This is a genomic window from Shimia sp. R11_0 (assembly GCF_017744035.1).
GTDB classification, from domain to species: Bacteria; Pseudomonadota; Alphaproteobacteria; order Rhodobacterales; family Rhodobacteraceae; genus Shimia; species Shimia marina.
Window position 1 is genome coordinate 118,067 of sequence record NZ_JAGHQY010000011.1, and the last position, 11,462, is coordinate 129,528.

Genomic DNA, 11,462 nt, shown 5'->3' on the forward strand with positions numbered 1-11,462 from the left:
GGGGGTTTTCCACCCCCAGACCCCCGGAGGATATTTGCATCAAGAGGAAGATCAGCTCTGCTCCAGACCAATGAGGGCCGCGGCAAATTCCTCGGGATCAAAAGGTTGCAGATCATCAATCTGTTCACCCACACCGATGGCGTGAATCGGCAAGCCAAATTTATCCGCCAGCGACACAAGAATACCGCCCTTGGCAGTGCCATCCAGCTTGGTCATCACCAGTCCACTGACATCAGCCAGCTTTTGGAAGGTTTCCACCTGATTGATCGCATTTTGCCCAGTTGTGGCGTCCAGCACCAACAAAGTGTTGTGCGGCGCATCGGGATCCTTCTTGCGGATCACCCGCACGATTTTGGCAAGCTCCTCCATCAGGTCCTGTCGGTTTTGCAAACGCCCAGCGGTGTCAATCATCAGCAGATCCGCCCCATCCGCTTCGGCCTTGGACATGGCATCAAAGGCAAGGCTTGCCGGGTCAGATCCTTCAGGTGCAGTCAGAACAGGCACGCCGGCGCGTTCGCCCCAGACCTGCAACTGCTCAACCGCGGCGGCCCGAAAGGTATCGCCCGCGGCGATCACAACAGACTTGCCCGCCGCACGGAACTGGCTCGCCAACTTGCCAATGGTCGTGGTTTTGCCAGCCCCATTCACGCCGACAATCAACACCACCTGAGGCTTTGAGGCATAAAGCGGCATCGGGCGCGCGACAGTCTCCATGATCCGTGCCACTTCGCCAGCAAGCAGGGCCTTGATTTCATCGCTTGACACTCGCTTGCCAAGGCGCCCCTCTGCGATGTTCGCCGTCACCCGCAAAGCTGTATCAACCCCCATATCAGAAGCGATCAGCAACTCTTCGAGCTGCTCCAGCATGTCGTCATCCAACTCGCGCTTCACCACTGCGCCGCCTTGCCCGGTCAGACGTGAGAGCAGACCCGTTTTGGCAACCGTGTCCTGTGGCGCCCCCATGGTCGCAACTGCAACATCTGCACCGGAGGAAGACGGCCCATCAGAAGCGGAGCTTTCGTCAACTTCGCCACCATCTTCCACAATGGCGTCTAACCCTTCTTCCAGTTTGGAAGAAGATTTGAACAACCTGTCTTTGAGCTTTGAGAAAAACGCCATCTGGGTCTCCGAAACTAATAGCTCTCAGTTAGTCCTATTTCGTAGGATTTAAAAGAGTGGCGTGCTCCAAGCCACACCGGAGACAATCAAAAATTGGCCTCCTGCGTACAAGACCCAAAGCGCCATCGAAACGGGTCTCTGAAACTGCGAGTCTGGCTGCATGCGAAAAAGCTGAATCGCCAACAATGTATCTGACGCCATAAAGGCCAAAGCCCCCAAGAGAGCAAAGGAGGCGGTTGAAAGACCAAGGGCAGCAGCGCCCATGGTGCAGATAAGCCCAACGTAGATCCGCACAGGCCAGCGCAACGCGCCCGTAAACGGCCTTAACCAAATTTCCGTAGACAAAGCCACAAGACCCAGTGCGACCAACAGCGAAGTTGCGCCAGTAAATCCTCCGCTCAGCTCCCAGAATATGAAAATATAGACGACGTGCGCCAAAGCAAAGGAAACCAAACCGGTCAGGAAGGCCTTATCTCCCTCACGTGACAGGGCAATATCCCCTATGGCTGACAGCACCAAGGCAATCACCACGGCGACAGACCCAAAGCTGACCGCAACCGCCGCTGCAAAAGCGGGCATTGGCACAGCCTTTACAACCGTCTTCCAAATGCTGGGAGGGCGATGGCAGAAAAAGAAAGCATAGATCGCTGCTGCCACAAGGCCCACGACAAGCAAACCAAATCGAATACTCTGACGGAGCGCAATTTCTTCGACAACACTCATGATCTACCTCCCGCACATGACTGCCCCACATAAACAGCAAGTTCTATAAAAAACAAAGAGATATACGCACAGAGGGCCTGTAAGCCGGATTCTGTGACGCAGAGTTGCCCCTGCGCCGATGACCATTCATCTAGGGCGCCTGTTACCAGACGCCTCAAGCTGCCAACCCGGACCTGCTCGGGGCAAGACACCCCTGCGGCCAAGGCCACGCGCGATCCCTATTTGGCATTGCTCCCGGTGGGGCTTGCCGTGCCGCTGCTGTTGCCAGCCGCGCGGTGGGCTCTTACCCCACCGTTTCACCTTTTCCCTGACGGATCAGGGTAGTCTGTTCTCTGTGGCGCTTTCCCTCGGGTTTCCCCGGCCGGGCGTTACCCGGCACCGTTGCCTTGTGGAGTCCGGACTTTCCTCACGAGCTTACGCCCCTGCGGCCATCCAGCCCTCTGTGCGAAATTCGGAGTATGGTGTTGCGAAGGGTCCGTCAACCGGTATGCACTATACTAAGTCCACAAATCCGCATGCCCAATCGGCGTGAAATCCTCCGCGATCAACGGCCCACGCGCCCAAGGCCGATATCGCAGACGCACGGCAGCCAGCAGTGTCTCATCATCAACGCTCGCTGTATATCCGCGAGACTTCGCAATCTCTCGGAATTGCGACATCGCAGCCTCTCGCGGCCCACGATCGTTTCCACGCCTCTCCGCAAGCTCTTGGATTTCCAGGCGGCGCCAATCAAATCGCAGACCAGGGTCAATCTTCCGGCCCGGTGCCAGGTCGGAATGCCCAATGACGCCAGCAGGCCCAATGCCCCAACGCGCCATAATGCCACGCAACAACGTCTCTAAAGCTGTCATTTGCGGCTCGGGAAATGGATGATCCCCCCGATTGGCCAATTCAATTCCAATGGAACGGGAATTCACATCATCCCGCCCTTGCCACTCTCCCATGCCTGCGTGCCAAGCCCGCATGTCTTCGGCAACCAACTGCGTGATCTGCCCTTGTTCACAAATCACATAGTGCGCAGAGACCTCAGCTTCTGGATTACACAGCCAGTCAATCGCCGCCTGCGCGGTTTCCATTGCAGTGTAATGGATCACGACCAGCTCAGGACGAAGCCCATCACGCCGCGCGCCAAAGTTGGGCGATGGGTGCTGACGAATGGTTGGCCGTATTGCCAAGACTCAGTTCCCAGTGGCCTTGCGAAAGGGAGTTGGGTCCCACTCACAGGCATAACCATCCCCATCCGGATCCACGCCAAGGCGATCATTCTTGGGGCCGCCACGCTCTAAGAAAGCCAGTTGCGCTGCTTCGTCACTGCCAAATTTGGCGCAGGCTTTCGTGTAGCGCGACGCGCCCCCAAGCCCCAGCCGGCTGTACATTTTGGTACCGCGCGGATGGCTCGTTTCCAGCGCATAGGCCACGATATTAGGCCCACCCGCCCCGCTGCGTTGGGGTACGGCCGTCGGCTCGATCACCTTGTAGTTGGCTTGGTTTTGCGCACGTCGTGCTGCGTCATCCTCAATCGAACGCCGCTCGCCGACCGCAGAAAAGTCATTCTCATCCGAAATACCCGGATTCGAAAAAACCTCCGGCGCAGGATTGGAGGGGCTGGCATCCAGCGGCGCAACACCTGAGTTCGCCGACGCTGCCGCAAGTGCCGCGGTGGTCTCTTGCGCAATGCCTTCCGCTTCCGTCTGGGGTGGGGCGGCTGCAGCAGTCGGGGTTGCCGTTTGTGTGGTTGTCAAAGGCGTAGACTGCGCCCCAACCGGGACGGTCTCTATCTGTGGTGGTTCAGGAATGGTCTCCTGCGACACTGCCTGTGGGGATGGCAGCGCAGCATTGGCTGCTGCTGCGCTGTCAGGAATGCGTGGTTGGCATGCGCCCAGCGCCACCAAAGCGCAAATTGCACCAATTGTCCGTGTCATGCTCTGCCTTGCCTGCTTTTTAGCTTGGCGGCAGCTTTACCACCATTTGCCGGGTTTGGCCACAAATCCAGCGGCCTGCTCCAACGCATAAGCGGTGTTCAGCAAATCGCCTTCTTCCCACGGCCGCCCGATGAGCTGTAATCCCAGCGGCAAGCCTTCGGAATTCAGACCGGTTGGCACAGACACACCGGGCAATCCGGCAAGGTTCACAGTCACGGTGAAGACGTCGTTCAGATACATCTGAATCGGATCGGCCTCAGACATTTCGCCCAGACCAAAAGCCGCAGAGGGGGTCGCTGGCGTCAGGATCGCGTCGATGCCTTGGGCAAAGACATTCTCAAAGTCCTGCTTGATCAATGTCCGCACACGGCGCGCGCGGTTGTAGTAGGCGTCATAGAAACCGGCAGACAGCACATAGGTGCCGACCATCACACGACGCTGCACCTCGTGACCAAAGCCTTCGGCGCGGGTCTTTTCATACATCTCGGTGATGCCATCACCCGCCGCCAAAGTGGCGCGGTGGCCATAGCGCACACCGTCATAGCGCGCGAGGTTGGAAGAAGCCTCCGCAGGCGCAATCACGTAGTAAGCGGGCAGCGCGTATTTGGTGTGCGGCAAGGAGATATCGACGATCTCTGCACCAGCCGCTTTCAGCATGTCGATGCCGTCCTGCCAGAGCTTGTCGATTTCCGCAGGCACACCATCCAGACGGTATTCTTTCGGGATACCGATCTTTTTGCCGCGAATATCGCCGGTCAGCATGGCTTCAAAGTTTGGCACAGCGAGTTCCGCGCTGGTGCTGTCTTTGGCATCATGGCCACACATGGCTTCCAGCATGATCGCCGCGTCGCGCACGTCTTTGGTCATCGGGCCGGCCTGATCGAGCGAGCTGGCAAAGGCCACGATGCCCCAGCGGGAGCACCGGCCATAGGTTGGCTTGATGCCGGTGATGCCGGTGAAGGCAGCAGGCTGACGGATCGAACCGCCGGTGTCTGTACCGGTGGCCGCAAGGCAGAGATCGGCCGCCACAGCGGCTGCAGAGCCACCAGAAGAGCCCCCCGGTGTCAGCGCGGCATCATCGTTCTCACGACGCCATGGGTTCACCGCGTTGCCGTAAACAGAGGTCTCGTTGGAAGAACCCATCGCAAACTCATCCATGTTGAGCTTGCCAAGCATCACTGCGCCAGCGTCCTGCAGCTTCTGGGACACAGTGGATTCATACTCGGGTTTGAAGCCTTCAAGAATGCCGCTGGCCGCCTGGCTTGCCACACCTTTGGTGCAGAACAGATCTTTGATGCCGATCGGCAGACCGCACATGTCCGGCGCGTCACCTTCAGCGATACGCGCATCCGCCGCCTTGGCGCGCTCCAGCGCGATTTCCGGCGTCTTATGCACATAGGCGTTCAGCGCGTCCGCATCGTCGATGGCTTTCAGAAAAGATTCGGTCAGCTCAACAGAGGTCACATCCCCCGCACGCAGTTTGTCACGTGCTTCTGCCAGCGTCAGTTTGGTCAATTCGGTCATTTCGGTCGCCTCTCTCTCGGGCAAAATTCGGGTCAGGTGGTCAGGATCGGATCAACGGCGTGGGCCGGATCACTCCACCACTTTGGGCACAGCAAAGAAGCCTTCACGCGCATCTGGCGCGTTCTTCAGGATTTCCTCCTGTTGATCGCCATCAGAAATCACATCCTCGCGGCGCTTCAGGCGCATCGGGGTAACGGAAACCATCGGCTCCACGCCCTCAACATCCACTTCATTAAGCTGCTCAATGAACCCCAGCACAGCATTGAATTCCTGCGCCAGCGCGGGCAGGTCTTTCTCTTCAACCTTGATCCGGGCCAGTTTGGCCACTTTGGCGGCGGTGCTTTCATCAATCGACATGGGGCAAGACTCTTCTGTTGCGGGCTTTCTGCGAACGTATGCTCAGCCTTTAGCGCGCGCTCCGCAGCGGCGCAAGCGCTTGACCTCATTCTGCAGACGGATTGAGCTGTCCGGTATCTATGTAAGTGATGCCCGAGATCGCGCCGCCTGCCGGCGGCAGCGGCACCACAAAACCTATCACAGAACCTAAGGGGCAGCGCTATCGCCGTTTGGCGAAGAACTCTTTGAGCAATGCCTCGCTCTCCTCAGCGGCCAAACCATCATAGATCTCCGGCACATGATGGCTTTGCCGATGGGCAAATACACGCGGGCCCTGTGCCACGCCGCCACTCTTGGGATCTCCTGCCCCATAGTAAAGCCGCGCAATCCGCGCCTGACTGATCGCGCTGGCACACATGGGACAGGGCTCAAGCGTCACGTACAGATCACACCCGACCAGCCGCTCGCTGCCAATCGCAGCACAGGCCAGCCGCATCGCCAGTATTTCCGCATGCGCCGTTGGATCATGGTCTTCGCGCGTGCGGTTGCCTGCACTTGCCAACACCTGCCCGTCCGGCCCGACAACCACGGCCCCAACAGGCACCTCGCCCCGTGCAGCGGCGGCCCGCGCTTCAGACAGCGCCTGATCCATATGAGAGATAAACTTCATCCCACCGACATGCCTCGCAAAGCCCCTATGCGCAATCCCTCTTCCCCGTTCACTGTTTCCCCGTTACACGGGGCCCATGACCCAGAAACCGCCCTCCTCCCGCCGCGCTGGCAAACCACAGCGCCCCCAACGCCCTGCAAAACCCGCCCCGCGGGGCACAAAGCCGAGCACTGCAAAGCCGGCCCCTGCTACACCAAAACCGGAGGGCGACCGCATCGCCAAGGTGCTCGCCCGCGCCGGTGTGGCTTCACGCCGTGATGCCGAACGCATGATTGAGGCCGGTCGGGTCAGCGTAAACGGCAAAAAGCTCAGCAGCCCTGCGCTCAATGTCACCGGTAAAGACCGTATCACCGTGGATGGCAAACCCATTGGCACGCCAGACCACGAACGGATCTGGCTCTACCACAAGCCTACAGGGCTTGTGACCACCAACCGCGACGAGAAAGGCCGCGAGACCATTTTTGACAAGCTGCCGGAAAACCTGCCGCGTGTTATGACCGTGGGGCGGCTTGACCTTAACTCCGAAGGCCTGCTTCTGCTCACCAACGACGGGGGCGTCAAACGCAAGCTGGAGCTGCCCAGCACCGGCTGGCTGCGCAAATACCGCGTGCGTATCAATGGCCGCCCAACCGAGGAAACCTTTGCCCCCCTGCGCAAAGGCATTGACGTTGAAGGCGAGCGGTTTCAGCCGATGGAGATCACTCTGGATCGCCAGCAAGGTGCGAATGCTTGGGTCACGATTGGTCTACGCGAAGGCAAAAACCGTGAAATCCGTCGCGCGATGGAGGCTATTGGTCTCACGGTAAACCGCTTGATCCGCACCTCTTATGGGCCATTTCAACTTGGGCAACTCAAACCCGGCGAGGTCGAAGAAGTGCGACGGCGTGTTGTTCGGGATCAGTTGGGTTTGGAAGACGCTGTACCGCCAGAAAACCGCAAGAAACCCACAAGGCGCAGGAAATAAGCAGTTCTTGTAAAACGCCATTGCCGATTTAATGTCGGCAATGCGGCGCCACAGGAAATCTTCCCCCTAGCCATGCGCGATGAGACTTCCTAAATTTCTGGTAAATTAGCGCAAGGTGGAGCTTCGATGTCTGCAAGTGGATTGCAAAAACTGGCGTTTGGATTGCTGGTCTTGCTGATCTTTTATGTTGCTGTCACGGGGGGCGTGTGATGGCGCAACGCTATAGCGGAAAATTCAGCCCCAACGCGGCAAACACAGCAGGTAACCAACATGACGGCTTTAAAGACGCAAAACGCAGCCGCGCTGGCGGTCGTGTAAACCTGTTGTTTTTGGCCCCTTTGCCACTGATTTGGAAAGCGTTCACATCTCCTCCGTTGGAAATGATGCAATTCCTGATCGCATTGGGCGCTCTCATTTTAGCAGCTTGGATGACCCGCGAAGGCTTGATCGCGCAAGAAGCTTTCGAAGCCCGTAAAGTTGCGCGGCGTCCGGCCCTTCCCCGAAAAATCCTTGGGTCGGCTCTAACCGCGACCGGATTGGCGATCGCAGGCTTCGCCGGTCACGGCCCTCTGGAAGCGCTTGTTTTTGCCGCCTTGGGTGGCGCGCTGCACAGCTTTTCTTTTGGGTTAGATCCTTTGAAGAACAAGGGGCTAGAAGGCCATGACCAATACCAATCGGACCGCGTAGCGCGCGCCGTGGAAGACGCTGAATCGCATCTGCAGGCCATGAGCCGCGCCATTGAGCGCGCAGGAGACCGCGCGCTGGAACGTCGCGTCAGCAGCTTTCAAGCCACGGCCCGTGAACTGTTTCGGACGGTTGAGGAAGATCCCAGAGACCTGAGCGCAGCCAGACGCTATTTGGGGGTCTATCTGCTTGGGGCAAAAGACGCGACTGTTAAGTTTGCCGATCTTTATAGTCGCACGGATGACGCACAAGCCCGCGCCGACTATGAAGCGCTCCTGGATGATCTGGAGCAAAACTTTGCCGCCCGCACGCAAAAGCTGATGCTGGATGATCGGGGTGATCTCACCATTGAAATTGACGTGCTGCGCGAGCGCTTGGCCCAAGAGGGCCTGCGTTCAAACGTGTAAAACCATTTAGGACCGCAATTGCGAAAGGGACACATCATGTCCGACACTGTCAGAAAAAAAGCCGAAGCCGTCGTTGCGGAGATCACAGAGGCCACCGTTGCACTGCCGGAGCCCGTAGAGGCCAATGCCATCGTACCACTTTCAGAAGCGGACGCACCTGTCTCTGCTGAGATCAGCAAGCGCATGGGCGAAATTGACATGAGCAACACCAATTCCATCGTGTCCTTTGGCTCAGCCGCTCAATCAGAACTCCAGACCATTTCGCAGGCCATGCTGGCAGATGTCCGCAACAAAGACGTTGGTCCCGCCGGGGACAGCCTGCGCAACATCGTGACAACAATTCGCGGCTTTTCCGTGTCTGAACTGGATGTACGTCGCGAACGCAGCTTCTGGGAAAAACTCATCGGGCGCGCCGCACCCTTTGCCAAATTCACCGCGCGTTACGAGGAAGTTCAGGACCAGATTGACAAAATCACCGACAACCTTCTTTCCCATGAGCACACACTCCTAAAAGACATCAAATCTTTGGACGTGTTGTATGAAAAAACGCTCGCCTTCTATGATGAGCTGGCGCTCTATATCGCTGCGGGCGAGGCCAAAATTGAAGAGCTGGACACGACTGATATTCCTGCCAAAGAAGCCGAAGTTGCTGCGGCAGATGAAAATGCACAGGTCATGAAGGCACAAGAATTGCGCGATCTGCGCGCCGCGCGTGACGATCTGGAGCGCCGCGTGCATGACCTCAAGTTGACCCGTCAGGTGACCATGCAATCCCTGCCCTCTATCCGGCTGGTGCAGGAAAATGACAAATCTCTTGTCACCAAAATCAACTCCACGCTGGTCAACACCGTGCCACTCTGGGAAACGCAGCTTGCACAGGCCGTAACCATCCAGCGCTCCGCAGAAGCCGCCGCAGCTGTACGAGACGCCAACGATCTCACAAATGAGCTTTTGACGGCAAATGCCCAGAACCTGCGCGCCACAAACAAAGCGGTACGCACAGAAATGGAACGTGGCGTGTTTGACATCGAAGCCGTGAAAACCGCCAATGCGGAGCTGATCGCAACCATCAACGAATCTCTGCAGATCGCCGACGAAGGCAAAGCCAAGCGCGCCGCAGCAGAGGACGACATGAAAAAGATGGAAGCAGAGTTGCGCGACACACTGGCCGCGGCCAAAGCCCGCAAGGACGGGCTGGGGGATACAACGGCGACTTCCGTGCCGAACGCGTGACACGACGTTTTCTCATACTTCTAGGCCTATTGGGGGCTTTGGCGGCTTGCGAAGAGGTGAGCAAACCGCAGGAGCCGCCTGTTGCCCCTCCGCCCAGCAGATCCGCAGAAAGCAAAGCGCTGGCGACCTACTATCGCCAAGTTCAGTCGGATTTATTGGCACGCGGGCTGCTGCGGACGGATGGCGGCGGGCCTGATACGCCGTTTACCCCCGAGATGCTGGCGCGAAATTTTGAGAAAATCGCCTTTTACGACGAATATACCAGCGGTGCAGGATTGCAGCGGGCCCCAGATCAGGCCGGATATTTGCGCCGATGGGCCGAACCCGTTCGCGTCAAACTGCATTTTGGTGCGTCTGTTTCAGAGGCGCAAACGGCCAAAGATAATGCGACGGTCGCAGGGTACATTCCACGCTTGGCCAACGTGACAGGCCACCCAATGCGCCAAACTGCGGGCAAAGCCAATTTCAACGTTTTGATCATGGGCGCGGATGACCGATCGGAGATAGAAGCCCTCCTGGATCAGTTGCTTCCCACTGCATCGCTGGAAACCAGAGCGCTTTTTACAAACCCACCGCGACAGATCTATTGTTTCGTGGTCACCCAAGCCACAGAAGCAGCGCCCTACACGTACACATCTGCCGTCGCCCTGATCCGGGCAGAGCACCCAGACCTTCTGCGTAAATCCTGCCTGCATGAAGAGATCGCGCAGGGTCTTGGGCTCACAAATGACAGCCCCTATGCAAGACCGTCAATTTTCAACGACGACGAAGAATTTGCCCTGCTGACAACGCACGATGAAAAACTCCTCACGATGCTGTTTGACGCGCGGCTCACGCCAGGAATGTCGCCGGAAGACGCCCGTCCGATCACCTACATTCTGTCGCGCGAGCAGACCAATCAGAACTTCTAATACGCCTCTTGAAAGGACAACCTCATGGGTATTTTTGATTTCCTAACTGGCGAATTTATCGACGTCATTCATTGGGTTGACGACACACGCGATACGCTTGTTTGGCGTTTTGAACGCGAAGGCCATGAAATCAAATACGGCGCCAAACTCACCGTGCGCGAAGGTCAATCTGCGGTGTTTGTGCATGAGGGCCAGCTGGCGGATGTGTTCACGCCGGGGCTTTACATGCTTGAAACCAACAACATGCCGGTGATGACCACGCTGCAGCACTGGGATCACGGCTTCAAAAGCCCTTTCAAATCCGAGATCTACTACGTCAACACCACCCGCTTTGCCAATCTGAAGTGGGGCACCAAGAACCCGATCATGGTGCGTGATCCGGAGTTCGGTCCGGTGCGACTGCGCGCCTATGGCACCTATGCGATCCGCGTGGTCGATCCGGCGCGGTTCCTCACCGAGATTGTGGGCACCGACGGCGAGTTCACCATGGATGAGATCAGCTTCCAGATCCGCAATATCATCGTGCAGGAATTCTCCCGCGTGATCGCAGGTTCCGGCATTCCGGTGCTGGACATGGCGGCCAATACGGCCGATCTGGGCAAGCTGGTGGCGGCGGAAATCTCCGGCACCATTGCCGAATACGGCCTCGCAATCCCCGAGCTTTACATCGAAAACATCTCACTGCCCGCCGCCGTGGAGGCCGCGATGGACAAGCGCACCTCCATGGGCATTGTCGGCGATCTGGGCAAATATACCCAGTTTTCCGCCGCGGAGGCCATGACCGCCGCCGCGCAAACACCAAACTCCGGCATGGGCGCTGGCCTTGGCATGGGTATGGGCATAGCGATGGCGCAACAGATGGCAACCCAAAGCGCGCAACCTCACGCCCCCCATCAGCCCGGCCCATGGGGTGCCCGCCCGGCCGCACAGGCAGCCCCCGCTCCGCAAGCGGCCCATGCGGCCCCGCCC

At 58.0% G+C, this 11,462-nt stretch carries 12 protein-coding genes and 1 other RNA gene; 5 read left to right on the forward strand and 8 right to left on the reverse strand.

Going from position 1 to position 11,462, the window contains the following annotated elements; translation table 11 throughout:
• Window positions 1–51: 51 nt before the first annotated feature.
• The 8 genes from ftsY to J7382_RS18610 form a co-directional block, all read right to left on the reverse strand.
• On the reverse strand, window positions 52–1,119 hold the full coding sequence (gene ftsY, locus J7382_RS18575) for a signal recognition particle-docking protein FtsY (protein WP_209070472.1): 1,068 nt from the start codon (window positions 1,117–1,119) through the stop codon (window positions 52–54).
• 48 nt (window positions 1,120–1,167) lie between these two features.
• Window positions 1,168–1,842 carry a lysoplasmalogenase gene (locus J7382_RS18580; RefSeq protein ID WP_209070473.1) on the reverse strand — a complete coding sequence of 225 codons (675 nt, stop codon included), beginning with the start codon at window positions 1,840–1,842 and terminating at the stop codon, window positions 1,168–1,170.
• A gap of 64 nt (window positions 1,843–1,906) precedes the next feature.
• An RNA gene (gene rnpB, locus J7382_RS18585) (RNase P RNA component class A) lies at window positions 1,907–2,286 on the reverse strand.
• A gap of 53 nt (window positions 2,287–2,339) precedes the next feature.
• Entirely contained in the window at window positions 2,340–3,011 is a 672-nt protein-coding gene (locus J7382_RS18590) for an N-acetylmuramoyl-L-alanine amidase (RefSeq protein ID WP_209070490.1), read from the reverse strand.
• A 9-nt stretch (window positions 3,012–3,020) separates the two neighbouring features.
• Window positions 3,021–3,764: a hypothetical protein gene (locus J7382_RS18595; protein WP_209070474.1), complete on the reverse strand. Its 744-nt coding sequence runs from the start codon at window positions 3,762–3,764 to the stop codon at window positions 3,021–3,023.
• 36 nt (window positions 3,765–3,800) lie between these two features.
• Window positions 3,801–5,288, reverse strand: coding sequence for an Asp-tRNA(Asn)/Glu-tRNA(Gln) amidotransferase subunit GatA (gene gatA, locus J7382_RS18600; protein WP_209070475.1), 1,488 nt, complete (start codon window positions 5,286–5,288; stop codon window positions 3,801–3,803).
• Window positions 5,289–5,357: 69 nt separating this feature from the next.
• Window positions 5,358–5,645: an Asp-tRNA(Asn)/Glu-tRNA(Gln) amidotransferase subunit GatC gene (gatC, locus tag J7382_RS18605; protein WP_209070476.1), complete on the reverse strand. Its 288-nt coding sequence runs from the start codon at window positions 5,643–5,645 to the stop codon at window positions 5,358–5,360.
• Window positions 5,646–5,844: 199 nt separating this feature from the next.
• Entirely contained in the window at window positions 5,845–6,294 is a 450-nt protein-coding gene (locus J7382_RS18610; RefSeq protein WP_209070477.1) for a nucleoside deaminase, read from the reverse strand.
• Window positions 6,295–6,370: 76 nt separating this feature from the next.
• On the opposite strand from J7382_RS18610, the gene J7382_RS18615 reads away from it, so the two are divergent.
• The 5 genes from J7382_RS18615 to J7382_RS18635 all read left to right on the forward strand — a co-directional run.
• Window positions 6,371–7,258, forward strand: a complete 888-nt coding sequence (locus tag J7382_RS18615; protein WP_209070478.1) for a pseudouridine synthase — start codon at window positions 6,371–6,373, stop codon at window positions 7,256–7,258.
• Between the two features lie 209 nt (window positions 7,259–7,467).
• Window positions 7,468–8,349, forward strand: a complete 882-nt coding sequence (locus J7382_RS18620; RefSeq protein WP_209070479.1) for a 5-bromo-4-chloroindolyl phosphate hydrolysis family protein — start codon at window positions 7,468–7,470, stop codon at window positions 8,347–8,349.
• A 36-nt stretch (window positions 8,350–8,385) separates the two neighbouring features.
• Window positions 8,386–9,582 carry a toxic anion resistance protein gene (locus J7382_RS18625; RefSeq protein ID WP_209070480.1) on the forward strand — a complete coding sequence of 399 codons (1,197 nt, stop codon included), beginning with the start codon at window positions 8,386–8,388 and terminating at the stop codon, window positions 9,580–9,582.
• Window positions 9,579–10,493: a DUF2927 domain-containing protein gene (locus tag J7382_RS18630; protein ID WP_209070481.1), complete on the forward strand. Its 915-nt coding sequence runs from the start codon at window positions 9,579–9,581 to the stop codon at window positions 10,491–10,493. Before J7382_RS18625 ends, J7382_RS18630 begins: the two co-directional genes overlap by 4 nt.
• A 24-nt stretch (window positions 10,494–10,517) precedes the next feature.
• On the forward strand, window positions 10,518–11,462 hold a 945-nt coding region (locus J7382_RS18635), incomplete at its 3' end, for an SPFH domain-containing protein (protein WP_209070482.1).

What these genes read in the sequence shown, in the direction of transcription:
- ftsY (WP_209070472.1), bottom strand. Translation starts at nt 1,119, where the DNA reads ATGGCGTTTTTCTCAAAGCTCAAAGACAGGTTGTTCAAATCTTCTTCC.
- J7382_RS18580 (WP_209070473.1), bottom strand. Translation starts at nt 1,842, where the DNA reads ATGAGTGTTGTCGAAGAAATTGCGCTCCGTCAGAGTATTCGATTTGGT.
- J7382_RS18595 (WP_209070474.1), bottom strand. Translation starts at nt 3,764, where the DNA reads ATGACACGGACAATTGGTGCAATTTGCGCTTTGGTGGCGCTGGGCGCA.
- gatA (WP_209070475.1), bottom strand. Translation starts at nt 5,288, where the DNA reads ATGACCGAATTGACCAAACTGACGCTGGCAGAAGCACGTGACAAACTG.
- gatC (WP_209070476.1), bottom strand. Translation starts at nt 5,645, where the DNA reads ATGTCGATTGATGAAAGCACCGCCGCCAAAGTGGCCAAACTGGCCCGG.
- J7382_RS18610 (WP_209070477.1), bottom strand. Translation starts at nt 6,294, where the DNA reads ATGAAGTTTATCTCTCATATGGATCAGGCGCTGTCTGAAGCGCGGGCC.
- J7382_RS18615 (WP_209070478.1), top strand. Translation starts at nt 6,371, where the DNA reads ATGACCCAGAAACCGCCCTCCTCCCGCCGCGCTGGCAAACCACAGCGC.
- J7382_RS18620 (WP_209070479.1), top strand. Translation starts at nt 7,468, where the DNA reads ATGGCGCAACGCTATAGCGGAAAATTCAGCCCCAACGCGGCAAACACA.
- J7382_RS18625 (WP_209070480.1), top strand. Translation starts at nt 8,386, where the DNA reads ATGTCCGACACTGTCAGAAAAAAAGCCGAAGCCGTCGTTGCGGAGATC.